Here is a 25,514-nt window from a genome sequence, read left to right as displayed (position 1 = left end):
CTCCCCCCTGTTTAATGCACAGAAATTAATTTACACATACCTATATGGACCCATCTGTATGAATTCATATACTATGTGGCATATTTTCATATGCAATATATTCCCTTTTTTATATAATACTATCTATTTAAAGTGCGATTTTGAGCGAATTACGGGCTTTTCCTCCCTTTATTCCTGAAAATAGATCAGGAACTATGTTTAGCTCTTTTTTTAAGGATCTCAAGGAGCTCTTCGGCATTGATGAGCATAATTTCAGTTCCGGCATTTGAAAGCTCTTCGGTACACCGGGCTCTTGAAAAGACCTGGCGCCCGGAAAGGTCCTTCCAGAGAGGGGGCAGCAGGTCCATGGAATTTGTCATGCCTGCTATCGAATCTGCTGCTGCGTACAGGACCCGGTTTATGCCCGAAGAGATAAGCCGGATAAGGCACATGGGGCATGATTCCAGGGAGGTGTAGAGCGTGTAGCCTTCAAGGGTGGTGATTTCAGGGTGCTCTTCTTCAAACTGGTTTACCACTACCATCTCCCCGTGAAGGTCGCTCCTGAAGTACGGGGAATATACCAGGTTGTGCCCCAGGGCAATGACTTTTCCTTCCGCATCGACCAGAACGCTTCCTACCCCATAGTTTCCAGAGTCCACGGACTTTAAAGCCAGCACGTCCGTTAGCCAGGCATAGGGATCGTCCAGGTATTCCGGCTGAAAGCTGTACCCGGCCAGCCAGTGCTTCCAGTTCATAACCTTTTCGTCTCTCGAGCCAATTTTTTCCAGCAGTCCGGATCCGAGTTCCCGGATTTCCTGAATATCCACTTTTATTCCCCCATTTTAAAAATAAATCTTCCTTCAAGGCCTTTGCGTTGCTTAAGGTCATTACAGTACACAAATAAAACCTTTGGTACAGAATTCTAACGCTTAAATATATAAATTTGTACTGCACACCATCATTCGGTGAATATTATGGTACAGTTAACTGAAGATATAAAAACCGCATTTTCAAAGGTAAAGATCTTTCCTGTAGCTACCGCTTCCAAAGAGGGGGTTCCCAACGTCGTTCCAATCGGCTTCTGTCAGCTCGTGGATGATGAAACCATCTGGATTGCAGACAACTTCATGGTCAAGTCCCTGGCAAACCTTGAGGCAAACCCCAATGTCGCAATCTATGTCTGGGGTCCCGAGACCGGAGGCTGCTTCCAGATAAAAGGTGAAGCCGCAATAATCAACTCGGGCGATAAGTTTGAAAAGATGAGGGAGATCGTACATTCCGCAAAGCCCGGACTTCCCGCAAAGAACCTGATCGAAGTTAAGATCACAGGCGTCTTCCAGTGCGCCCCGGGCCCTGAAGCCGGGAAGAAACTGCTCTGATCGGGTTTCCCGAAAGAAATCAGCTTTCGTGGGGAGTTTGCAGCTTCCCACTGAAAAACGACCCGTAACAACCTTAAGTGACCTTAAATAACTTTAATCAAGCAACCAGAAAAAATCGGAAAACGCCGGAAACAACCGGAAAACAGGTCTCGATGTTTCTGGAAATTCAGAGGTGATGTGATATGGGAGAAAATAAGGAGAAACCTCCTGTTTTTTGCGAGAATTACTGCGTAGTCTGCAGGGGGGCAAGGGCTGGCAACAGCATATGCAAGTCAATCCAGAATCTGGAGTTGAAAATCTTCGGGAAAAATGGCTGCATCTGGGGGGCTGCAAGGACCAGGTATTATGGAGTAACCCCGGATAAGAAGATTCCTGAAAATTTCAAAAAATGAATTAAAATGGATAAGGTCAAAGCAGACAGGGAGTCATAAGACATAAGGCAGGTTTTAGTAGTTGACTACTGTGAGAGTTTGCAGTTCATAACCTTGAGTATATTAAAATGCAGATGTTCATGGAATTCAGGATCTAATTCTACAAAACAGCTATATGAGGCTTTTTTGATGACGGTAATGAGCATTCTATCGTGCAAAATCCTGGAGGACGAAATCCTCTGGGTCCTGGAAAATGATCCTTCGATTGACGAGATCATAGTGGTTGAAAACGAAAATTCCGGGGATATCCTGGATAAAATGGGAAAATGCGGGTGTCGGCATAAGGCCCTTTCCCTGGATGAGATTTCGAAACTTTCCCAAAATGATGGGGATGAATCGGAAAATTACACTCTGCTGGTCTGCCTGCTTGAACTGGGCCTGCACGAGTGGCCTGAAAAGCTGAAAACCAAAGTCTATGAGACCATAGAGATGCTTGCCCCCTGTTCCTCCGGGATCCTGCTCTTCTACGGGCTTTGCGGAAACGTGCTCGGGAATGTGGAAGAAGACTTTGCTTCCCACCTGCCTGACTGCCCTGTCAGGATCCTGAAGGATAATTCCCGTAAAGTCGTTGACGACTGTATAGGAGCAACCCTGGGAGGCACCGAGCAGTACCTGAAAGTACTCAAAAGTGTCAGTGACGTGGGAACTTACCTTTTTACGCCCATGTTCTCCATAGCCTGGAATGAGTTTGTACATCTGGACAAGTTGCACAAAGACCCCGAAAAAGCCCTCAAGATGATGAAGAAAACCCATGAAATTACAGGGTACGGGAGGGTAGCAAAGCTCAATACAGGGCTTTCATACACCGAAAACTTTGATGACAATATCAGGGAATTTGCGGATACCTTCGGCTTTGAAGTAATGGAACTCGAAGGAAACCAGGAAATATTTGATAAATGTTACCGGGAACTTAAAACAGAAATCTGTACTTGAATTCCGGGAACGATAAGCCATTTGAGCTTAACTCATTTGCACTATAACCCATTTGCACTATAACCCATTTGCGCTTATATCCCCCTAGCTAAAGTCCCGGGGGTTTATGCCCGCTTTATAAATAACCGCTTTACAAATACCGCTTTACAAATAATATAGAAGGCTTCCCTGATGACGGTAATGAGCATCCTGTCGTGTAAAGTTCTGGAGGATGAAATCCTCTGGATTCTGGAAAATGATCCGTCAATCGATGAGGTCATAGTGGTTGAAAACGAAAACTGCGGGGGTATCCGGGGTAAAATGGAAAATTGCGGGTTTTCGCATAAGCTTCTTTCTCTGGACGAGGTTCCGGAACTTTCTCAAAATGATGGAAACGAATCGGAAAATTACACTGTACTGGTCTGCCTGCTTGAGCTGGGCCTGCACTCGCGGCCTGATCATTTGAAGAGCAAAGTTTATGAGACCATAGAGAAGCTTGCTTCCTGTTCTTCCGGAGTCCTGCTCTTCTACGGGCTTTGCGGAAACGTGCTCGGGAATATAGAAGAAGACTTTGCTTCCCGCGTGCCTGCCTGTCCTGTCCGGATCCTCAGGGACAACGCCGGCAGGGTCGTGGACGACTGTATCGGGGCTACTCTCGGGGGTTCCGAGCAATACCTTAAAGTGCTCAAAAGTGTCAGTGATGTGGGGACTTACCTTTTTACGCCCATGTATTCCGCAGCCTGGAAGGAACTCTTTAACATTGACAAGCTGCATAAAGACCCTGAAAAAGCCCTAAATATGATGAGGATGACCCATGAGATGACCGGGTACGGGAGGGTAGCGAAACTCCATACAGGGCTTTCGTACACCGAAAATTTTGATGCAAAGATAAGGGACTTTGCGGATATCTTCAACTTTGAAGTAATGGAGCTGGAGCTCGAAGGAAACCAGGAAATATTTTATAAATGTTATAGGGAACTTAAAACAGAACTTCCCAATTAAATTCAGGTCTTGGGTTCGGAATTATAATCTGTAACCTTTTATACGAAGCTTGCCTTAAAACCCATGCCCGATACAGGGGTGCAAAAAGAGGTCTGGAAATGCCCGTCTTAAGTATCATCGCCTGCGGAATGTTTGAAGATGAGCTTGCATATGTTCTGTCTCAAGACCATGAGCTCAAGCAGCTGATCCTTGTGGATAACAGGGAATCCATGGGGCTTATCCGCAAACTTAAATCCGAAAACTGTGTCCCGAGGACAGCTCCCCTTGACAGGGTTCCGATGCTCCTGCAGTCCGGGCACGGCTCAGGGTTCAGGCTTCTTACAAAACCCCTTATGGTGCTTCCTTTTTTCCGGAAACTGCATGAAGATATGACACTCAAGGCAGGGCAAAAGGTAACTGTGGTGGTAAATGTCCTCAAGATTGCCCTGCATGTCGACCTTGATCTCCTTAAATCCGAGGTCTACAGGAATATCAGGGAAATGGCTGCTTTTTCGGATGGGATCCTCCTTTTCTACGGCACTTGCGGGCATGCCCTGGGAAAACTGGAAGAAGATTTTGCAGACCTCGGATGTCCCCTTTATTTCCTGAAGGACTGTTCCGGGGAGACCGTTGAAGACTGCATAAGTGCGGCCTTCGGGGGAAACGACGCCTATGCTGAAGCCATGCTTACCTGCCGGGGAACGGGGGCTATTTACCTGACCCCCATGTGGGCTTCGAACTGGAGCCAGCTGGAAAAGGAAGGCAAAAGTTCCGTTGACTTTGACAGCAAATACCTGAAAGACCCGAAATACTCCGTAACCGGAAAAATTGATACCGACCTTGGCTACGATCCGGAATTTGACAAAAATGTCAGGGAATTTGCCTGCAGGTTCAATATGGAAGTCAGGGACATGAAGGGCAGTGTGGAAGTTGCAAAGCGGTCTTATGAGCATGCCCGAAAATCTGTTCTCGGAAGCCCGAAATAATTGTTCCGGCTGTTATATGGCAGGAGAGAAACTAATCTAACAAAGAGTGTGAAAAATGGCAGATGAAACAAAGCCTGCAAAAATTGCAGTCGTCAGATGTGAGACTACTTTCAAATCTGAAGCTACTTTTAGATGTAATACTAATTTTGAACTTTGTCCCGGGACAGAATATTTCTCTTCGATACGGAGGTGAACTTTTTTGATGCAGATTGCCCTTTATGGGAAAGGTGGAATTGGCAAGTCCACGATTTCCGCAAACCTTTCCGCTGCTCTTGCGGAATCCGGAAAAAGCATCCTCCAGGTCGGCTGTGACCCGAAGAGTGATTCTACCCGGCTGCTTCTTGGAGGGAGGAAGATCCCCACGGTGCTGGACTACCTAAGGAAAACGCCTCCTGACAAACAGAACCTTGAAAGTCTCCTCTTCAAAGGTTTCAAGGGAGCTGCCTGTGTGGAAACCGGGGGTCCGAAGCCCGGAGTTGGGTGTGCGGGCCGGGGAATCCTGAGCAGTTTTGAAGCGCTTGTGAGGCTTGGAATCCGGGACGTCCCCCTTGACCTTGTCCTTTACGACGTGCTCGGGGACGTTGTATGCGGCGGTTTTGCGGTCCCCCTCCGGAGTGAATATGCAGATGCTGTTTTTCTTGTTACCTCCGGGGAATTCATGGCCATCTACGCAGCAAATAACATTCTCCGGGGCATCAAAAATTTTGAGGATTCCGCCCCCAGGGTTGCGGGGATTATAAGGAACAGCAGGGGTCTTGAAGACGAGGACCGGAGGATTTCGGCTTTTTCAAAAGCCGTGGGGCTGCCTGTTGTTGCTTCGATTCCCCGCAGCGAAATTTTCTCCAGGGCTGAAAAAGCCGGTAAGACACTGATCGAAGCCTTCCCTGAATCCGAAAACGCTGAGCTTTTCAGGGAACTTGCCAGGCATGTGGAAAAGATCGGAAAGGACAGGTGTTTGCTTTATCCTGCAAAACCTCTCGAAGATTGGGAACTTGAAGAACTGGTGCTCGGAAGGAGTCCGGAAAACAGTGCATCGGTTTTCATACAGGGAGAGCCAGAGGAAAATGATGTCTGTGAAGGTGAACCTGAAGAATATGCCGTATGTGAATGTGAGCCCGAAGAGAGAGCCTTTTGTGAATGTGGGCTTGAAAAGGAACCCGGCTGCGAAGGTATGACTATTAATGAGGCAGTGGAATGCTGTTCTGAGGCACGTGGGACTTGCGGGGGGGAAGCTGGGGATTCCAGTGGTTCCGGAGACCTTCCCTGTCCTGACTCTCTACGAGTAAAGCCTGCTTCAGGAAAAGCTGAAGAAGAAGAAGAAGGAGAAGTTCCTGTTCCGGGTCCTTCCGGGCCAGGGACTCCTGAGCTAAAACCTCCTCTTTACGGCTGTGCATTTGCGGGAGCGGTGACTGCCACTTTCCAGGTGAACGGGGCTCTTACGGTCCTCCACGGGCCGAGGAGCTGTGCCCATATTATCTCCGATGCGCTTGCCAGTTCCTTTTTGAGGAGCGGGAGCTTCAAGAAAACCGGAGTTAAGGGCCTTGAGGGACAGGTTCTTCCGGGGCTTCTGGCAGTGGATATGGAAGAAGAGGACATAATCTTCGGAGGGCTTGAAAAGCTTTCCTGCAGGATGGAAGAAGCTCTTGCTTCCGGCCGGAAACTGCTTTTTGTTGTGAGTACCTGCCCATCAGGAATAATCGGGGATGATATCGAAAAAGTCGTTTTGAAGATGGGGCGCCTTTATCCCGGGGCCCGGATTCTTCCGATCCCTGTGGATGGAAACCTTACAGGGGACTTTTCTTACGGGTTTTTTGAAGGGTGCAAGAAAGTTACCGAACTTATTGACCCTGCCGTCAGGCCTGAAGAGGGTCTTGTCAACATTATAGGGGAGCGTAACTTCTCCCCGAGGGACGAGGAAAATTTCAGAATCATGGAAGAGCTTCTTGAAGGGCTCGGGCTCCGGGTAAACTGCCGTTTCCTGAGCAGGACCGATCCTTCTTCTATCCGGGCTTTCAAAAAAGCCGGACTCAATCTCCTTGCCTATGACAGCCTGGAAAACCGGATGCTCAGGGACTACCTGTCTGAATACTTCGGGCTCGGCTTTTTTGAACATCCCTTCCCCGTGGGTTTCAGGGACAGCAGCAGGTGGGTAAAAGCCCTTGCAAAAAGCCTTACTCCTGAAAAAGATCCCGGGCGTTTTCTTGAATCCCGGGAACAGGAGTACAGGGACGAACTCCATAAATACGCTCCCCATCTTGAAGGGAAAAAAGTCCTTGTCGTAAGTTACAGCCAGGATATAAGCTGGGTCCTTGATACTATACTGGACCTTGGCATGGAGCTCGTTAAAGTCGGTATCCGGGCTTCCTCTTTTGGAAAAGATAAACAACTGACCCCGCTTCCGGAAAACATTCCGCTTGTGGATAACTATACGGACTTGCAGAGGGCCGAGGACATAAAAAGCCTTAAACCCGACCTTGTACTTTCGGGTTATGCTCCCCTTATCCCTGAAGAAAGTGTACACTGCGACACAATCCCCTTCTCCCCGAGAGTGGGATTTATGAGCGGGATCGAACTTGCAAAACGCTGGAGTACACTGCTTCGCCTGCCTGTGGTCGAAGGCTGGAAATACGACGGAGGTGATGAGGAATGATATTTTCCCCGGATGCTTTTACGGCTTCCATTCTGACAGTTGAAGGGATTACGGACGCATCAGCCCTTCTGAACGGGCCCACGGGCTGTAAGATCTATCATAGTTTTCTTTCGGATAGGCATTTTCCGAGAGGAGCTTCCCATGACCCCATGGCCTTCCAGGGGGAATTTTACTTCGGGCAGCTGAGGGTGCCTTCTACCTACCTGGACTGGGAAGATTACGTTGAAGGCTCCCTTGATAAACTTGAGAGGCTCCTTTCGACGGTTGCGGAAAAAAACAATGACCTCCTTGCAGTTATTAATTCTCCCGGGGCAAGCCTGATCGGGGACGACCTGGAAACTGCCCTGAGAAAAAGCGGAGTGCATGAGCGCTGTTTTACTGTGGACTGTGCAGGTTTTTCCCTGCCCGCACCAGTAGGCTTTGAAAACACCGGGCTTGTTCTCCTTGAGCACCTGGACCTGAAGCCACTTCCCAGGAGACAGAACCGGGTGAACATCCTGGGGCTTTCCATCCTGCATAAACACTGGGAGGGCACTGTAGCCGAGCTTAAAAAGCTCCTGTCCCTTCTCGGGCTGGAGGTCGGAGCCGTGCTCTTTGCGGACACTTCCGTTGAAGAGCTGAAAAACTCAAGCAGTGCTGCCTGTAATATCGTGCTCTTCCCCGAGTACGGACAAAAAATTGCCGAATGGTACCGGGAACGCTTCGGGATCCCGGTTGTCCTCTCTCCTCTGGGAGCCCCAGTAGGGTTTGACGCTACCGAGCAGCTTCTCCAGAAGCTTGCAAAATGCCTCGGGATAGACCCCTCTCCTGCCCTTAACTTTGTCCGGGCTGCCAGGAAAAGCAGCTATTCCAAACTCGCACGCTACCATTCCTTCTCCGGGCTCCCCAAGGGGACGAGCTTTTCAATAAAAGCCGAAGCCTCGTTTGCCTATCCGCTTGCCCTCTGGCTTTACTCTTACCTCGGGATGGTCCCTCTTGCGGTCAAGACTCTTCCAGGAGGCAGTCCGGGAATTGAAGCCTCTCTTCGGGCTTTTTTAAAAGAAAAGGGCTTTGAAAAGGCTTATGACAGGGAGCTCGAGTACGAAACAGCTGACATTGCCTTTGCCGACGGCTACACCCTCGGGCTTTTGAAAGGGATGGGGCGCTGTAAAGCAGGTATAGAAATATCCACGCCTTCGGAAGGGTACATCGATTTCATCCCTAAAACATATATGGGTGTCGAGGGCACTCTCTGGCTGCTCGAAGAAATTATCAACGGAATACGTTCTTCCCTTTAAGGGGGTATTTGTATACCTCCTTAACTTCCGGGTAATTTAATTCCTGGGCCATTCAACTTCTCAACTTTTGTTGTATTCATGGTCTAAAAAGCCAGACCTTTTTTGGCGAAACTTTTTTTGGATATTTTCATATTATTTGTTTAATAATATTTAAATAGTTTTTACTATAATTATAATAACACTTTCAGGTCTTTATCCCTTCCAGCTGAAACCAGGAGATGCCCCAGAGGCCCATATCATGGATATAGGTAAAAAAGTTCTTTTTGCAGTTATTTTCATTTTTGCGCTGTTAACCTGTACGCTGGCGTTTTCTTCTCAAAGCATTTTATTATCGAGCTTTCATGATCTTGAGAAAGAGGATACGTTGAAGAACGTGGAATGGGTGCAGAACGCCGTTGAAACCCAGTATGATTATCTTGATCATATCGCCCGGGACTGGGGCTACTGGGATGACACATATGAATTTGTCCAGACCTTAGATCCCGAATACATTGATTCGAACCTGGGTAATGAGTCAATGTTAGATCTTGAAGTCAATCTCTTTCTTTTCGTTAATGCTTCCGGAGACATTGTTTATTCAAAGTATGTGGACCTGAACACCGGTGAAACCGTGCCTCTCCCTGGCGGGGTGGAGGAAATGATAAAAGGCGGTTCTTTTCTTGTGGAAAGTGAAAAAGACTCCGTAAGAGGAGTTGTCCTGTTTGACGAAATGCCGGTGCTCCTTGCATCAAGGCCCATACTCCGGAGTGACCACGAAGGGCCTGCGGAGGGTACATTAATTCTAGGGAGATGCCTTGACGATGAATTCGTGGGCTCTATTGAGGATGTTACCAGGTCTTCTCTGCTAGTCTCCAGAATGGATAGGGAGATGCCCTCTGACTTTCAGGCGGTTTTTCCCGAAACATCAGATAAAGTTGTGATTCTCCCTTCCGGGGAAGATACGATTTCAGCTTACTTCGTATTGGATGGGGTTGACGGAAAGCCTGTTGTCATGATCCGGCAGGACCTTTCGAGGGACCTGTATGCCCACGGCCAGAAAATCCTGTATTATCTCTATTTCCTCTTGCTCGCAACGGGCATTGTCATGGGAATGGGAAGCAAGATTCTCCTGGACAGCCTCTTTATTTCCCGCCTGGGTGAAATTGATGATTTCGTTGACAGGGTACGAAAGGAAAAAGACCTCTCAAAGAGGCTTAAAATCAAAGGGGAGGATGAACTGTACCGGCTTTCTGCGGGGATCAACGGAATGCTGGATGACATAAGTCTTGCCGGAAAGGAAATCAAGACTCGGGATGCCGAAAAAAGGACAATACTAGATTCCCTAAACGAGATGCTTATTTTCCTGGATACCGACTTCAGAGTCGTATGGGCCAATAAAGCCGCTCTACAGCATATGGGCGTGAAACTTGATGATGCTCTTGGATTTAGCCAGCAGGAAGCCACCGGGATAAGCGGAAGAGTCTTCAGGGCCCTGGAGCTTGAAGAAACCCTTTCCGGGAGGACAAAATCCGGGGAGTTTGCATCTCCTGACGGGAAGCTGTGGTTTATCCAGGCAATTCCCGTAAAAGATGAGGCTGGAAAGATCATCGGAATCCTGGAAACCTGCCTTAACATAACGGAAAGGAAAAAAGCGGAAAAATTCCTCCATGAAAAGGAACTTGCCGAAACTGCAAGCCGGACCAAAAGCGAGTTCCTCGCCAACATGAGCCATGAACTTCGGACTCCCCTTAACTCGATAATAGGGTTCTCGGACCTCCTTATCGAACAGCTTTTTGGGGAATTGAATGAAAAACAGCTTCGCTACGTCAATAACATCTCCAAAAACGGAAAGCATCTCCTTTCCCTGATCAACGACCTCCTTGATTTTTCAAAAATCGAAGCAGGGAAGATGGAACTCAATTATGAGGAGTTTTCGCTTCAGGAAACCCTGGCCGAAATTAAGTCCCTCATGTCTCCTATAGCTTCCGAGAAGGAAATAGAGATCAATATCGATGTTGACCCCGAAATCCCCGAAATCCGGGCTGACAGGAACAAGTTCATCCAGGTGATGGAAAACCTGCTCAGCAATGCCATCAAGTTCTCTCCCAGAAAAGGGACTATAGAGGTGAATGGAGCTCTGAAGGGGAATATGGTATGGATAGGGGTAAGGGACGAGGGGATTGGTATCGAAAAGGAGGGCCGTGAAAGGCTGTTTAAACCTTTCAGTCAGATCGATTCATTTGCAGCCAAAAAATACCAGGGGACCGGCCTTGGGCTTGTCCTTGTGAAGAAGATTGTGCAGCTCCACGGAGGACACGTGTGGTTTGAAAGTGAAGCTGGAAAGGGCAGTACCTTTGGTTTTTCAATCCCCCTGAAAACCGGGAAAAAAGAAAGCTGAGCTGGTTTTTTGCGGGAAACCCGGGGGTGAGGTTATATTATAAGAAACCTTTGGACTGCTTAATATATAAATTATAAATGTATTATAAATCGGTTGAATAAAAAGTATAGAGCAGGCATATGTATAAAAATTCTTTTATTCTGTTATAATTAGTTAATTAATTTTATATATTTTTTTCTTCAACTATAACTATAGCCAGTGTGATCCCCGATACCCCAAAAAAATTCTCATTGGTGAATTCAAAACCCCCAAAGCCACTTCGAGGTGCACAGCACGGATATCAGTAAAAAAGTACTCATCATAACTCTCTTAATTTTTGCAGTTTTGACTGCCGCATTTACATTTACCCATAATATGCAGCTATCGAATTTTTTGGAGCTTGAAGCAGAGGATACACTGGAGAACGTAGAGCGGGTCCAGAACGCCGTTGCCACAAAACAGGGATATCTTGATTACAGTGTCCAGGATTGGGCTTGCTGGGACGATACCTGCCGGTTTGTAGAAGACCAGAACCAGGAATACATTGACGTAGACCTGCAAAACGAGACCCTTGCAGGAATTGATGTTAACCTCATGCTTTTTGTTAATGAATCAGGAGGCCTTGTATATGCGAAATCCATAGACATTGAAACCGAGGAGGAGGTGCCCGTACCTGCCGGCCTTCTGGAATTGATTGAAGACGGCACTCTCCTTACGGAAGAAGAGGACGATGAGATAAGCGGCTTTGTTTTACTTGACGAGGGCCCGATGTTTATTGCCTGCCACCCGATTCTCTCCACAAAGTATGAAGGGCCTGTGCGCGGCACTCTTATTTTCGGGCGGTACTTCGATAGTGGCCTTCTGGAATCTTTTAAAGAACTTACCTGTTCTTCCCTGCTCATGTACAGGGTGGACGAGGAAATGCCTCTGGACTTTGTTAATGAATATTCAAGTGTTACGGAGGTCCCCGGAAGGATCGTGGTAGAACCCCTAAACGAAGAAAGGGTCGCCGGTTACTTTGAATTGAATGATATCGCAGGTGGACCTGCCCTTATTATCAGGGCGGATTTCCCGAGGGACCTTTATTCCCACGGCAAGAAAACCCTTGACTACATGTACTTTTTCCTGCTGCTAACAGGGCTTTTGACCGGTGTCGGAGTCAAGCTTGCCCTGGACCGTCTTTTTGTTTCAAGGTTAACCGAGATTGACGATTTCGTGACAAAGGTCAGGGCTGAAAAAGACCTTTCCAAAAGGCTGGAGCTCAAAGACAATGATGAGCTGTTCAGGCTTTCCCGCGAGATTAACGGGATGTTGAACGAAATCGACCTGGCGGAACAGGAACTTCAAACCCAGGAACGGGAGAAGAAGGTTATCCTCGACTCACTCAATGAACTGGTCGTTTTTGTAGACCCTGCCCTTAATATTATCTGGGCTAATAAGGCTGCGCTTGAACACATGAAAATGGAGCTCGAAGAGGCAGTTGGGCTTTCCCAGAGGGCTGCTCCAGGAGTAAGCAGCCAGGCCTTTGAACACCTTCATCTTGAAGAAGCCTTTGTAAGAGGAGAGAAAAAAGCCGGGGAACTTTCTGCGGGGGACGGGACGGTGTGGTCAATCCAGGCTGTTCCCGTGACTGACGACGCCGGAAAGATCATAGGCATCCTGGAAACCTGGAGGGACATTACGGAAAGCAAGAAAGCCGAGAGACTTTTTCAGGAAAAGCAGATTGCAGAGGCTGCAAACCGCACCAAGAGCGAATTCCTGGCCAACATGAGCCATGAACTGAGGACCCCTCTTAACTCGATCATAGGGTTCTCGGACCTCCTCTGTGAGCAGGTCTTCGGGGGACTGAATGAAAAGCAGTTGAAGTCCGTGGGGAACATCTCTAAGAGTGGAAAACATCTGCTGAACCTGATCAATGATATCCTGGACCTTTCAAAGGTGGAAGCCGGAAAGATGGAACTGAAGTACAGTGAATTCGGGCTTGCCAGCAAGCTTGACAGTGTAAAGTCCCTGCTGGCCCCCCTCGCCTCCCGGAAAAACATCGAAATCAAAATCGATGTGGACAGCGAGCTTACAAGCATCCGGGCTGACGAAGCCCGTTTTGTTCAGGTCCTCTACAATCTCCTCGACAATGCCATAAAATTCTCTAACGAAAAAGGGCTAGTAAGGGTCGAGGCGAAAAGGAAGGTGGAAATGGTGGAAATCGCAGTTACGGACACCGGAATAGGCATCGAGGAAAAGGACCAGAAAAAACTCTTCAAACCTTTCAGCCAGGTTGATTCCTTTGCCTCCAAAAAGTTCCAGGGTACCGGGTTAGGCCTTTCCCTGGTCAAGCAGATTGTCCAGCTGCACGGTGGGTATGTCTGGTTCAGGAGCGAGGCAGGGGAAGGAAGCACATTTGCTTTTACATTGCCGATAAAAGGCAAAAAATGCACCGTCTCCAATGATGAAGTGCAGGAGGGGGAAGAAAAGGACTGAGCCCGGAGTTACTTTCTTTCTCCCTGCTCCAGGCTTCTCTTTTCCGAATCGAGTTTTGGGTCAGGGGGAAACAACCTTCCTGCGGCTCAAGCTCCTGGAAAGCTTTCTTTCATGAAAGTTAAACCATGAGTTTTTCGGTTTCCGTTTCGGAATAGAGCTGCAGGTGATCTGCTCCCAAACCGTTCTTCTGCAGGTCAAGCAGTTCTTGCAGGGAAAACACTTCACAGGGTTTTTTACCTTTCCTGTGCTTTTTCAGCTGGTCGTAGTCAAAGCAAAGGTCATCGTAACTTGCTACGTACCCGAACCACTCCGCCGGAACGGGAAGAGCTGAAAAAAGGGGTATTGCAGTTTCGAAATAACTCCTGCATTCCTTTTTCTTCGATAGCTGGCACCAGCTGTCTATTATAAAAGTTATTCCTTCTCCCTCAACTTTGAAGACAACAGGATATATCTTGCAAAGGATAGCCTTAAATTCCCGGCATTCGCACTCGTTGGTTTCTCTGTTCAAAAAAGGGCACAACTTTCCCAATTTCAATACATCAATCCGGGTCCCATCGTCCATTTCCAGGATATCCAGGTATCGGGTTTTAAATTCGTAGACGCTTATACCCAGCTTTGAGGCCATATACTCTTTTTCCCCGGGCAGCAGGGTTCCGATCTTATTATGTTCACATGCCCCCCCGCATTCCCTGCAAATATTGAAGGTTTTTTCAGTACTTCCACTAAATATATTGTGAAAGTTTTCAAACATGTGAATGGGTATTTTTTTAAAGATCAACCTTGAACCTCTGCCAAAGATAAATATCATTCTTTATATTTTTCTCTCATTTATTTTTCTTACTTATATTTTTGTCAAATTTATATATACGTCTATGCCTTCCACTCGCTTTCTGGGCAAGTTTTAAAATAAATAAAAATGTTTTCTCAAAAAATAGTGGGATTGTGAGAAAGTCAGAACAATGAAGGGGCAGTCTCTAAGCAACAGCTAAAAATGTACAAAAATAATTTTTATACGTGTCCGTAAATTTTCTTCAGAACCGCATAACTTTTTAGCAGTTAAGCCTGATTGGAATGAGGGATGTTTGAAACATGAAAGCTTTTACATTACTCTGGGTAACGGTTGGTCTGGCGTTTCTGCTCCTGGGTTCAGGTTGCACTGAAGTCGAGGACGTACAGGCTGCCTCAGGTCCGGTTTACATGGGAGATTCAAAAGAATCCAATGCCCTGATTTATACGGGGGCTGGCGAACTGGAAGCGGTGGTCTTCGAAGAAATGAACGAAACGCATACCCCGGGAGCATCCGTGGCTGTTGTCAGCGGCGATGAGATCGTTTTTGCCAGGGGTTTCGGGGTCTCAGACATCGAGACCGGGACCCCGGTTACCCCGGATACCCTCTTTCGCATAGGCTCGACAACCAAGATGTATACTGCCGCAACCCTGGTCATGCTTGACGAGGATGGAAAACTTGACCTCAACGAACCGATAGGCAGCTATGTCGAGGGGCTCAGTCCCGGGCTCTCACAGCTGACGACGCACCAGCTGCTGACCCATACGGCAGGCCTGCAGGACGGGGCAAGCTCATACGGCAGGCACGACGAGTCCGCACTTTCCGAAGAAGTAAGGGCCTTTGACGATTCCCTCTTCTTCACCGAACCTGGCGAGATATTTTCCTACTCTAATCCGGGGTATGCCCTTGACGGGCTTGTAGCAGAAGAAGCCGGAGATAAGCCGTACGCTGACCTGGTAAAAGAATCCCTCCTCCTGCCCCTTGGCATGAACCGCACAACTTTCCGCCCGACCGAGGCAATGACCTATCCCCTGGCCCAGGGGCACTACATCCTCCCGGAAGGAAGCCCCGCCGTGATAAGGCCCTATACCGACAACACAGGGAACTGGCCTGCAGGCTTCATGTTCTCGAACGTAAACGAGCTCTCCCGCTTTGCAATAGCTTTCATGAACGAGGGCAGGCTTGAAGGAAAAGAGGTCCTTTCCCCTTCAGCAATAAGCAAACTCTCCACTCCTTACAGCCCCGTCATAAGCAGCTATAATAATGGAAGTTACGGCTACGGCCTCTTTATCCACGAATACCGGGGCATGCGGGTGGTCGAGCACCCCGGAGGCATGGAAGGCTTTACCTGCCAGTTTCTCATGGTCCCCGAGCACCGCTTTGCAGTGATCATTCTGAGCAACACCTACGGTACAAAGTTCCCTAAAAGCACCGAAAAAGCAATGGAACTCTTCCTGCCCCTTGAAGCAGAAATGGAAGAAAATTCGGAGGTAAACGTTTCACTTCCCATTACCGAGGAAGACGTGAATGAAGAGGAACTAAACGGAGAAGCTGAGGCTGAAGAAGGGGCGGTGGGTGAAGAAGGGGCGGTGGGTGAAGAAGAGACGGTTGGAGAGGTCATGAATGAAGAAGAGATGACTGAGGAGGAGATGAGCGCTTATACAGGCCACTATCAAAATTCTCCCGAGCTCTACCTGGATATTGTCAAAAAAGATGACGGGCTGTTCCTGAAAATTGGGGAACTTGAGGCACCGGTTACAAAAATCGGAGAAAACCGCTTTCTGGCAACTAACCCCTTCCTGGGCCAGCCGCTGGAATTCATACTGGTTCCGGGGGAGGACGGGGAACCCGAATACCTGCACATGTCTCACCGCGCCCTGAAAAAAGTCAGGCAGGTGCAGGTCGGCAGGTAACGGGGAGGTAACCGGAAGATCTCTTTTGTTTTCCTTTCCCTTTTTCTCCTTTCCTTTTTCTTTACCTTTTCTCCTTTCTTTTTCCTCTCTTATCTTTCCCCTTTTTTCGGGTAGGCAAGTTCTATCTTTTCAGATCACTCGTACCTTAGCGCATCCACGGGTTTCAGTTTCGAAGCTCTGTATGCCGGGATTGCACCCGACAGTACCCCGATCAGAACAGCGAGGCCAAGTCCGAAAGCCATCAGGTCAGGGGAGAGAGCCGAACTCGAACTTCCTGCCCCCCTCATCAGGGTCACGCCCATGTAGGGGAAAAGAGTTGAAACCATGCCTCCGAGCATCACCCCGAAGATTCCGCCCACGAATCCGACCATCGCGGAGTTGACGATAAAGATCATCATGATGTCCCGGTTTTTAGCTCCTATGGCTTTCATCGTGCCGATTTCCTTTGTCTTTTCCAGGACCGAGGTAAACATCGTGTTTGCAATCCCTACGGCTCCGACAATCAGGGACACGGCTGCAATGGCTCCCAGGAAAAGAGTAATGGAACTGGTCATCTCGGTTACGGATTCTGCCATGGAAAGCGAAGACGATACACTAAAGTCCCTGTCTTTTTCCTGGTGGATCTGGCGGGAGATCATTAGCCTCTCTTCGATTTCCTCTATTGTGGGGTCCACGAGGTCTTCATCTTCTACCTTGACGACGATGGAATCGAAGACATCATCTTCCGCATCTTCGATCAAATCGACTGCCGAATCAATCGGCATGTAGATTTTCCTGTCGTCCCCGCCGCCTTCTTCTTCCAGGATCCCGACAACTCGCACGGACTTGCCGTTGACCGTTATCACCTGGTTGACCCCGATATCCTGGTCAAAAATTTCCGTGGCAATATTGCTTCCTATGACCGCTACGTTATTATCGGCAGGTTCAAGCAGCCTTCCTGACTCGGCTTCCAGGGTGTTCATGTACTGCCAGACCTGGGGATCTACTCCAGTGATAGAAAGGGTCGCTGTTTCTCCTGCGTAGTCCACTTCTTCATTCCCGGAGATCCGGGTGTCAACGTACAGCACGCCGTCTATTCCCTGCAGCGCGTCAACGTCGTCGTCAGTCAGTTCGCTGTCCGTGTTTGAGGAGCTGCCACCTCCTCCGCCTCCGGGTCCAGGCATCCGGGACTGGGCTTTTGAGTATCCGGGAGTTATGGTAATTTTTGTCAGGTCCATATCGGCAAGTTTGCTCTGGACCTCGGCTTCCATGGCATCCCCGAGGGAGACAATTCCGACCACAGCCCCTACCCCGATGACGATCCCTATGATGGTCAGCCAGCTCCTCAGTTTGCTGTGCAGGAGCATGTTAAGGGCCATTTTAACGTAGGTTGCGTTTCTCATTTCGCATCCCTCCGGTTTTTACTGGCTTTCATGGTTACGTAATTTTCCGTTTCACTTTTTCATTTCATTTTCCGTTCCACTTTTTCATTTCATTTTTCAGTTCATTTTTTCCATTTCACTTTTCCGTAACATAGTTCACCTGTTCAGGATACCGAAACTGTATTTACCTTTCCCGGATTCCTTTTCTTCGGAGCCTTTCTTGCCCTGCTTCTGCCTGCGGTAGAGGAAGACTCCCGCACCTGCAACTACAATTACCAGGGCATAGTAAACGTATGAGCTGGTCCCGCTTCTTGTTTGTGCTCCAGGCCTGCCCGTGCTTCCTTCAACTCCCGTGGGAGCTGTCATCTCGACCTGGACGTCCTTCAGGACCGTGATCCGTTCTCCTTTTGAATCGGTGTATTCAATCTGGACTTCCAGGGACGGGCGGCTGCCAAAACCTGCAGCTCTTGCTGTCCCGCCCTCGGAAGCCTCTTCGGCTCCCTCAGCTGATACCTGTGTGCTCATAACATCGAAAGACGCGATGGTGTAGTCCCCTTTCTCAAGGTTTCCCACGATGGTCGAGGAACTGCCGCTTGTCCTGAAGTTTTCCTGTTCCGGGATCGATACTTTCACGGAATATGCCTGGTTGTTCCCCACATTTGCTACGGAAAGGGAGATTTCCCCGGCGTCGCTTTCCGAAAAGGATACGTCGAAATCGGTTTCCCCACCTACAAAGAGCCCGGCTGTGGTCTCGATGGTGTTGATGTTGGAGTCGTAGTCTTCAAAGGTCAGGTTTACGTTGAGGGTGTAGAGTCCGGGTTCGGCATTTACGTCTGCCATGACCGTGTAGGCAACGGTTACGGATTCATCGGCTTCGAGGTACTTGATGTACTTTGTATTGTCCGAATAGACCGGCAGGATAACGCCTTCGGGGTCTTCCCAGGAAATGACCATGTTTTTCAGGGGAGAGTTTCCGGTATTGGTGATGATGAACTCAAGGGGCTCTTCCGTTGCCAGGTCGATGTTTGCCTTGTTGATGGTCACGATCTGGGCGTATTCCTTGCCCCTTACCTCAAGCAGGATGGTTTTGGTGGTGGTGACGGTTTTTTCATCACTTGTGGCAGTGGTAGTCACATCAAGCTCGTAAGTGCCTTCGGAAGCGTCGGCGTCGGTCATGAGCTTGAACTTCAGGACGGCTGCGTCGTCATCGTCCTGGCGCGCGTCCAGGTAGGCGATTTCTTTTTCGAGCGCTTCCCCTGAAATCGCGGTGAAGGGATATTCAGGCTCGACTTCGACAACTAAGTCCGTCAGGTCATCGTAGCCATCGTTCTGTATGCTGAAAGTGAGTTCCACTGTTTCTCCAGGGCGGGCAGCTTCAGGGTTCTGCTTTGTCAGGTCGACCTGGACCGAAGCCGAGTCTATCAATCCGGTGGAAGCCAGGGCTGTCCCGGTATTCAGGGGTACAATTGCCGAAAGCACCAGCAATATCATCAGTAAAGAGAGCTTTTTCATGAGGTTTTCTCCATCGCAAATCATGTTCTGTTTTAAAATCTTTTATATTTTGAAAATTTTTCACGTTTTTTAGCCCAATTTGCAAAATTTTCCTTCAACTTCTTCGATATCTTCAATTTCACCGTCTTTGATGTGTACGACCCTTGTCGCGTACTGGACAGGGGTCATGTCATGGGTTACAATGATGATCGTCTTGCCTTCCTTCCGGCGCAGCTCGTCTAAAAATTCAAGGATGTAGTCTCCTGTCTTGCTGTCCAGGTTTCCGGTAGGCTCGTCTGCCAGGAGCACCGGCGGGTTTACGGCAAGGGAGCGGGCTATTGCCACCCTCTGCCGCTGCCCTCCTGAAAGCTGGGAGGGAAGGTTGTGATGCTTGTCCGAAAGCCCGACGACATCGAGCAGGTACTCGGCCCTTTCCCGCGCCTTTCCCGGTTTTTCTTCCTGGAATTCCAGGGGCAGGGTCACGTTTTCCAGGGTGTTCAGGGTGGGGATCAAATTGAAGCTCTGGAAAATGAAGCCAATCATCTGTCCCCGAATCTGGGCAAGTTCCGATTCTTCCATCCTGGAAATGTCCCGGGAGTTCAGCAAAACAGTTCCCCTGGAAGGGACGTCCAGGCAGCCGAGCAGGTTCATAAGCGTACTTTTCCCACTCCCGCTGGGTCCCAGCACAACCACGAACTCCCCTTCGTAGATATCAAGGTCAATCCCCTTCAGGGCTGCAAATTCCACTTCGCCCATCTGGTAGATCTTCCAGACATCGGTCAGTTTGATAAGGGGAGTTTTTCCGTCCCGGGAAGTTTTGACTGAGTCAGAGTTTTCAATACGCTCCCCATGTGACTCCCGTGACGATTTCTTTTCCGAATCATTTTCCGAGCCATTTTCCGAACTTTTTTCCGGACCATGACCCGGACTCTTATCCGGACCTTCAAAGTTATTGTTTGGATCTGCATCTCCTCTCAGAGATTCCAGGGTTTTTCTGGGATCCAGGGTTGTTTTCAATGTGTCTGCAATTTCCATGAACATAATATTAAACCTCAAAAATTTGCGCACCTGCTCCCTTAATGGGAGTTCTTTGTGAGTCGATGAATTGATGAATTGTAAATTGGAGAGGCACCTGCGAGGTGGAAGGTGCCTCATTCTGGCTTTCAGGTGTTTCGTTTCTGCTAGGGGTTTGTTCTTTTCTTCGACTGCCTCCTCATTTCCTCCTGCCGTCATTTTGTGGAGATCGCCTTGGAGACAGCGTGGTTTCTTGTCCTGTTTCCCTACTAGGATGAGCCACCTGCCGAGGTAGTAGGCGACTCACCTGATGGAATGTTTGGGTGGAGTTACTTACTGACTGCGCAGGAGGGATACTTCGAGGCAGTCAACCCCCTCATCGGCATTTAATAATAAAAGCATACTTAGCGGAAAAGAGGAAATTTAAGGAATATATTTCGCAATGAAGTTTTTTTTGGGGCTTTTTGGATAATTTAATCTTTAATAAGCCTTAAAAATAAAATTAGAATTATGGTAAAGTTTAATAGTCCGAATATGGCGCATCTACTCATAGCCGGAGACGGCTGGTTAGATAGGAATCAGAAAGGGGTACCGCTTTTCCCGCGCCTTTTAAGGTACCGGCGCACTCACCGGTCAGCTTGCTGACCGGCTTTTCCAAAAATTAATTAAAAAGATAGAGAAATAAGTAAAAAGAGCAACAGCAGTTATTTTTTGTTTGCCAACTGCCTGGTCGCATTTGCAGTTTTTCTATTCTAAATTAAAGGCACTCACACCTTCTATTTTGCATTAGTAGAAATCCACAATCAATTCAAGTTGTCAGTAAATATAAAATTAGAGATGAAGTAAGGAATTAGAGATGAAGTTGGCAATTACAATTTAAGTCAGAATATTGACGTGAAGTGAGTTGAATAAAAGTAAAAGCCAGTAATGGCAATTTATTTTGAAAACACCTTTTTCCAGAGAAATCGGAAAGGCCGCCCGCCTTGCGGGCGGTGAGGGCCCTTGTTGTCGATAAGAAAAAAGAAAAATCCCGGAACTGGAATCATTATTAAATCCTGTCACAAAACCCCAGGGCCATTTTAAGTAATATTACAGGATTTCTACCGACCCATTTTTAAGCATTTTTTCAGTACTTTTTTCATCGCTTTTCACGAATTTTTGCAAGAGTCATGTTTCTTCCGGTGTTCCAGAGGATTGAGATGACACAGGGCCACATGATCCTGTTTCCGAAAGCAAGGGAGAGGGCTGCTGTGTATATGAGGATGAGGTTGCCAGGGACCATGAGAAGGTCTTCAGTCCCAGGAATTCAAATTTAAATGAAGTTTGGAGGGAAACCTGCAAAATAGAGCCCTTAACGTTTCCCGTCATTAATTATAACCACGTTCCCTCTCCCTCTTTTAAACTTCTCGACCAGCCCTCTCCTTTCAAGGTCCGTGAGCATGAGGCTAACTTTCCCTTCCGAGTACTTCAGCCTGCTTCGAAGCTCCTTCTGCGTGATCCTGCCTCCCTGGCCCCGGATTATGTCCATAATATCCTGAAGGTCGGCCGGGAGGGGGAGGGGCTTTTTGGGAGTAGAGCTGTTTTCTTTTTCTTCCGGTTCTTCGGCAGATTCTTCGCCGGGTTCTTCAGCTGATTCTTCAGTGTTTTCATGAATTTCGGATTCAGGTTCTGTTATTGGTTTTACTGCCGGTTCTGCCGCTGTTTTTTCATCCGGCTTTGGCGCCTTCTCTGCTGCTGCCTTTGTTTCCAGCTTTGCCGTCTGCCCTACCGCTGGTTCAGGCTCGGGAGACGTTACTGAAACTCTTGAATGGATCTGTTTTTCCCCTGCTTTTTCTTCTATCGCCGGCTTTTTCTCTCCGCTTTTTTGCTTCTGTGAGAAATGGTATCCTCCGACAAGCAGGAGAAAGAGAATGAAGGCTGCAAGCAGATGAGTTGTATTCAGAGATGAAGAAGCCGAAGCTGCACTTTCGCGGGCTGAAATTCCGTCTTCTTCTGTGTCCACTTCCGATTCCGATTCGAAATTCGCTTCTGATTCAGAAGCTGAATCCGGTTCTGCCGTTTCGAGACCTGATGATTGGCTTTCGGTTTCGGTTATCGGGATTTCGGACAATTCACCTGTGCCGGATGATTGGCTGTCCATGAGTTCTTCGGAATAGACCGGGAGGAGAAGGAGGTCGAAGACGTAGTTGCCTTCACTGTCAACTGTGATGGGTTCTTCTGCCGAGTAGCTGAGGGTGCCGTTCTGGTAATAGCTGGCTTTGATAGTGTAAGCTCCGGGAGTCAGTTCGAAGGAATAGATGCCGTATTTTGCTACCATGGACTGGGAGGGTGTGGAGTTCACCTCGACCACGGCGTTGTCCAGGGGTTCGAAGGTGTCCCAGCTGTAAACTACTCCGTGGATATTGGCGGGAATGTCTGCTACGGCAGGTCCGGCCAGCATAAGTGCCGCAGAAATGCAGAAGATGTAAATCCTTAAATTCATGACAATCAGGAAACCCGGGATTCTGGTCTGGATTATAGCTTATCCTTATCCTTTTAACCTTTTTTGTTCTGCTGGCTATTCAAAGGGAAGTTTGGCATGGAAGTTTTGTAAGGTAATCTGACATTGCTCTTCAACCATACCTTTTTTAATTTTTTTGTGTCGGCATCCCCGGATCGATTCGGTGCATTCCGGTCCTTCCGTCCCTCAGCCCGGTGGGAGTCATTCTATCGGGTCCCGGTTTGGAATTCATGATATTCATCTCAGCCGGGGAGTTTGCCCATATTTTTTCTTCTTCCTTCATCCCACCGGCATCTTCAATGGTATAGGTGCCGTTACCGAAGAATGTTGCCTGTCCTTTTCCTTCGCTTGCAGTAAGGGATACGTTTTCGGCGTTAAGCAAAACCGCTTTTCGGGATCCCGGAATTTCAATGTCTGCCGACCTTATATGGTAGAGAAACACGGTATGGGGGCCTTCTGTCTTCTGCTCTTCGAATCTGTAATCTCCTTTTATGTAGACCGCAGAGTCAGGGGAAAGCTCCAGTATAGCCAGTATTCCGTTTTCAAGGTGCATATTGAGGGTGAAACTGCCCGAAAGGACTGCCTTTCCGCTCCCTTCCGCACTGAGCCTCTCTGTTTCGTTAATCTTTTCATTCCCCGGCATAAGGCGCTGGAATTCCCCGAAGATCTCCTTCAGCACAAGATTTGCCTGCATCATGCTTTCCTGGGAGCGGACCAGATATCCCTTCCGGGTTTCGTAACTGTTTTCTTCCCCGGAAACCGAATCGGCAAGTTCTCTGTACTCTTTAGCCTCTTCGATCAGGCGGGTGTGTTCCTCTAAGAGTTCCTGCAGCCTGCCGATGTCCTGCCCGTCTGCCTGAAAGTACTTAATCCCTAACTCAATCTGCATGGAAATGGCTTCCGCTTTATCGATGTTGCTGTAAAGGAGGTTTGTTGCTTCTGTTAAATCTCGGGAAGGTTCCTGAACGGGATATCCGGGACTAAAGTCTCTGGGAGATAGCTTTTCAGGATATGGATTATAGGGATATGGATGCCCACCAGGCATTCCGAGAACTTCCTTATTCAGGAGTCCTGCATAGGGGAAAAATATGCTCCTGTACAGGTTTGCGGGAGCTTTATGGGCGAAGGGCTGGGCTTCCGAAACCGCGCAGCCACTTGTAACGATCATTCCCGCCAGGATAAGGAGCAGGAGTAAGTATTTGAATTTCATGCGGGGTCACGTCCTCTCTGAAGAAAATTTAACAGCTGAGCGCTATTTTTTATTTGAGTCCTTATATTTTAATATTTGCCCGGGTTTCAGGATATTTTTTGAAGGCGTTCTTCGCGGCAATGTTGTGCAAGAGATGAAAATGGACTCAGATGCATTCTCCCGCGATTTTTGTGCCTTCAAAACCTTCCGGCTTATGCTGCCTGAGCATTGTGAAAACGGAAGAAATATCCAGGTTCTTTTTCCCCGGAATGAGGATGATTACTTTTTCTACGGCTTCGTAGACCTTTATTTCTCTTCCTTTCCGGCTCCACTTTACCCGCCTGACCCTGATCAACCCGATTTCGAGGAGAGAGTCCAGGTTGTACTTGAGGGTGTTCAGGCGAACGTTGAGTTCCTCTGCAATATCACCTGCCGACATGTGCTTTTTCTCCAGCAGTTTCAGGACCCTGATCGAGGTCTCGTTCGAAAGGATCCGGGCAATTTTCCTGGAATCTTCGGAAAGCGGCAGGATTAACAGTTTTTCTTCCGGCAGTTCCTCCCCCATCATTTTTTCTTCCAGGTCATCAGGCATTTTCTGTCTCTCCGTATGATGTTTCCAATATTTCTGGTTCTTTTAAAAAAGCCCCTTCCGATGGAGGGGAGATGTGCCTTTCAGGAACATCCGGCAGCGGTTATTTTGCAGGTCGATGTTGTGATGCGTTTCATTCGTACAGCACGGGGATTGCGCAATATGCACATACTTTTCTTGCACGGTACTTTTTTATACTTCTTTGTTCTGGATGGGAGGGTGCTGTTCGGGTGTCCCTGACGGCAGGTGCAGTATTCGGGTTTAAACATAAAAGCATACTTACTTTTTTAGTTCAATTTGAGCGTTATATTTTATATTAAAACTTTATAAGGGCATATTTTAAAAATTAATGCTTTATAATCATTAAATTTTTGTTTTTGAGTCCCCATATCCCACAAAATTCTTTTGTAACTTATTATCTGGCATATTTGTATCCAGGTTCAAATTTTGTGAGTATCCGGGTCTCTATTTTGCATGGGCACTATTTCATGGCCTCTGCCTGAAATTTTATTTCTCATAAGAAAAAATATCTTCTATCATGCAGTCAAAAAAGCGGGCAAGACCGAAAGCCAGTTCCAGACTTGGATCATATTTTCCTCTTTCGATGGCATTGATGGTCTGTCTGGTGACACCTACTTTTTTGGCCAATTCTTCCTGGGTAATATCTTTTTTAGCACGCCAGACTTTGATACTATTTTTCATAACCATTCCTCTTTTACATATTTCTTCTGTACAAGTAAAAAAATCCCATATAGGAAAATCCTGTGATCGCAAAAAGTGCTCCTACTACCGGCTGTGCTGGCAATTGAATGTCCAAAATGCCAAGAGTCGCATACAGAAAACCCTGGACTATAAATATTATCTGGAAGGTTTTGAAACTGGCTTTTTCTGCAATTCGATAATCTCTTTCATCTTCCTTTACTTCTCCACTTATTCTGATTTTGTATTTCCACAGTGCTATTAGAATAAGTGCAACACCGGCGCCTATTAATCCCATCGTGGCACCATGTACGCTTGAAACCCAGCTCGGGTTATATACCCATATATAAATCCCAATCGTGGCCAAAAAGATTCCAATTGTAAACGAACCAATTTCTTGAGCTTTCATATTTATCACCATGTAAAACATACTGTACATATTGTATATAAAACTATTCTTTTAGACGAGATATATTTACATTCTTTTGTACCACTGAAAGATTCCCGCATAAGAGATTCCTGTAATAGCAAAAAGTGCTCCT

Annotated in this window: 21 protein-coding genes; 10 read left to right on the top strand and 11 right to left on the bottom strand. The window is 47.7% G+C overall.

Features of this window, described 5'->3' with window-relative positions; all coding sequences use genetic code 11:
• Positions 1-185: 185 nt before the first annotated feature.
• Positions 186-806: a nucleoside deaminase gene (locus ACSAZK_RS02125; protein ID WP_440955785.1), complete on the bottom strand. Its 621-nt coding sequence runs from the start codon at positions 804-806 to the stop codon at positions 186-188.
• 147 nt (positions 807-953) lie between these two features.
• On the opposite strand from ACSAZK_RS02125, the gene ACSAZK_RS02120 reads away from it, so the two are divergent.
• From ACSAZK_RS02120 to ACSAZK_RS02080, 9 genes are all read left to right on the top strand, one after another.
• Positions 954-1,358 (top strand): pyridoxamine 5'-phosphate oxidase family protein, encoded by a 405-nt coding sequence (locus tag ACSAZK_RS02120; protein WP_440955784.1) that lies wholly within the window; start codon positions 954-956, stop codon positions 1,356-1,358.
• 182 nt (positions 1,359-1,540) lie between these two features.
• Positions 1,541-1,750, top strand: a complete 210-nt coding sequence (locus ACSAZK_RS02115) for a hypothetical protein (protein ID WP_440955783.1) — start codon at positions 1,541-1,543, stop codon at positions 1,748-1,750.
• A gap of 168 nt (positions 1,751-1,918) precedes the next feature.
• Positions 1,919-2,722, top strand: coding sequence for a DUF1638 domain-containing protein (locus tag ACSAZK_RS02110; RefSeq protein ID WP_440955782.1), 804 nt, complete (start codon positions 1,919-1,921; stop codon positions 2,720-2,722).
• A gap of 171 nt (positions 2,723-2,893) precedes the next feature.
• Entirely contained in the window at positions 2,894-3,703 is an 810-nt protein-coding gene (locus ACSAZK_RS02105; protein ID WP_440955781.1) for a DUF1638 domain-containing protein, read from the top strand.
• Positions 3,704-3,801: 98 nt separating this feature from the next.
• Complete coding sequence (locus tag ACSAZK_RS02100) at positions 3,802-4,668, top strand: DUF1638 domain-containing protein (protein WP_440955780.1); 867 nt, start codon at positions 3,802-3,804, stop codon at positions 4,666-4,668.
• Between the two features lie 202 nt (positions 4,669-4,870).
• Positions 4,871-7,318, top strand: coding sequence for a nitrogenase component 1 (locus ACSAZK_RS02095; protein ID WP_440957080.1), 2,448 nt, complete (start codon positions 4,871-4,873; stop codon positions 7,316-7,318).
• Positions 7,315-8,595, top strand: a complete 1,281-nt coding sequence (locus ACSAZK_RS02090) for a nitrogenase component 1 (protein WP_440955779.1) — start codon at positions 7,315-7,317, stop codon at positions 8,593-8,595. Before ACSAZK_RS02095 ends, ACSAZK_RS02090 begins: the two co-directional genes overlap by 4 nt.
• A gap of 373 nt (positions 8,596-8,968) precedes the next feature.
• Entirely contained in the window at positions 8,969-10,972 is a 2,004-nt protein-coding gene (locus ACSAZK_RS02085) for a CHASE4 domain-containing protein (protein ID WP_440957079.1), read from the top strand.
• Between the two features lie 372 nt (positions 10,973-11,344).
• Positions 11,345-13,429: a CHASE4 domain-containing protein gene (locus tag ACSAZK_RS02080; protein ID WP_440955778.1), complete on the top strand. Its 2,085-nt coding sequence runs from the start codon at positions 11,345-11,347 to the stop codon at positions 13,427-13,429.
• Between the two features lie 118 nt (positions 13,430-13,547).
• On the opposite strand, the gene ACSAZK_RS02075 is transcribed toward ACSAZK_RS02080, so the two are convergent.
• On the bottom strand, positions 13,548-14,180 hold the full coding sequence (locus tag ACSAZK_RS02075) for a YkgJ family cysteine cluster protein (RefSeq protein WP_440955777.1): 633 nt from the start codon (positions 14,178-14,180) through the stop codon (positions 13,548-13,550).
• Between the two features lie 338 nt (positions 14,181-14,518).
• Here ACSAZK_RS02075 and ACSAZK_RS02070 point away from each other — a divergent pair, with 338 nt between their 5' ends.
• Entirely contained in the window at positions 14,519-16,129 is a 1,611-nt protein-coding gene (locus ACSAZK_RS02070; protein ID WP_440955776.1) for a serine hydrolase domain-containing protein, read from the top strand.
• Between the two features lie 134 nt (positions 16,130-16,263).
• On the opposite strand, the gene ACSAZK_RS02065 is transcribed toward ACSAZK_RS02070, so the two are convergent.
• The 9 genes from ACSAZK_RS02065 to ACSAZK_RS02025 form a co-directional block, all read right to left on the bottom strand.
• Positions 16,264-17,511, bottom strand: a complete 1,248-nt coding sequence (locus ACSAZK_RS02065) for an ABC transporter permease (protein WP_440955775.1) — start codon at positions 17,509-17,511, stop codon at positions 16,264-16,266.
• Positions 17,512-17,646: 135 nt separating this feature from the next.
• Complete coding sequence (locus ACSAZK_RS02060; RefSeq protein ID WP_440955774.1) at positions 17,647-19,026, bottom strand: COG1361 S-layer family protein; 1,380 nt, start codon at positions 19,024-19,026, stop codon at positions 17,647-17,649.
• A gap of 45 nt (positions 19,027-19,071) precedes the next feature.
• A complete protein-coding gene (locus ACSAZK_RS02055) occupies positions 19,072-20,022 on the bottom strand; it encodes an ABC transporter ATP-binding protein (protein ID WP_440955773.1) in 951 nt (316 codons plus the stop codon).
• A gap of 1,111 nt (positions 20,023-21,133) precedes the next feature.
• Positions 21,134-21,277 (bottom strand): hypothetical protein, encoded by a 144-nt coding sequence (locus tag ACSAZK_RS02050; RefSeq protein ID WP_440955772.1) that lies wholly within the window; start codon positions 21,275-21,277, stop codon positions 21,134-21,136.
• A gap of 69 nt (positions 21,278-21,346) precedes the next feature.
• Positions 21,347-22,477 carry a helix-turn-helix transcriptional regulator gene (locus ACSAZK_RS02045; RefSeq protein WP_440955771.1) on the bottom strand — a complete coding sequence of 377 codons (1,131 nt, stop codon included), beginning with the start codon at positions 22,475-22,477 and terminating at the stop codon, positions 21,347-21,349.
• Between the two features lie 145 nt (positions 22,478-22,622).
• Positions 22,623-23,705, bottom strand: coding sequence for a hypothetical protein (locus tag ACSAZK_RS02040; protein WP_440955770.1), 1,083 nt, complete (start codon positions 23,703-23,705; stop codon positions 22,623-22,625).
• Positions 23,706-23,850: 145 nt separating this feature from the next.
• Complete coding sequence (locus tag ACSAZK_RS02035; RefSeq protein ID WP_440955769.1) at positions 23,851-24,276, bottom strand: ArsR/SmtB family transcription factor; 426 nt, start codon at positions 24,274-24,276, stop codon at positions 23,851-23,853.
• 504 nt (positions 24,277-24,780) lie between these two features.
• Positions 24,781-24,975 (bottom strand): helix-turn-helix transcriptional regulator, encoded by a 195-nt coding sequence (locus tag ACSAZK_RS02030; protein ID WP_440955768.1) that lies wholly within the window; start codon positions 24,973-24,975, stop codon positions 24,781-24,783.
• Between the two features lie 13 nt (positions 24,976-24,988).
• Entirely contained in the window at positions 24,989-25,393 is a 405-nt protein-coding gene (locus tag ACSAZK_RS02025) for a DUF2178 domain-containing protein (RefSeq protein WP_440955767.1), read from the bottom strand.
• Positions 25,394-25,514 lie beyond the last annotated feature (121 nt).

Origin of the sequence: Methanosarcina sediminis (assembly GCF_052056915.1) — an archaeon.
Taxonomy (GTDB): domain Archaea; phylum Halobacteriota; class Methanosarcinia; order Methanosarcinales; family Methanosarcinaceae; genus MTP4.
Note: the sequence above shows the minus strand (reverse complement) of the source record. Positions and strands in the feature narration are given on the sequence as shown.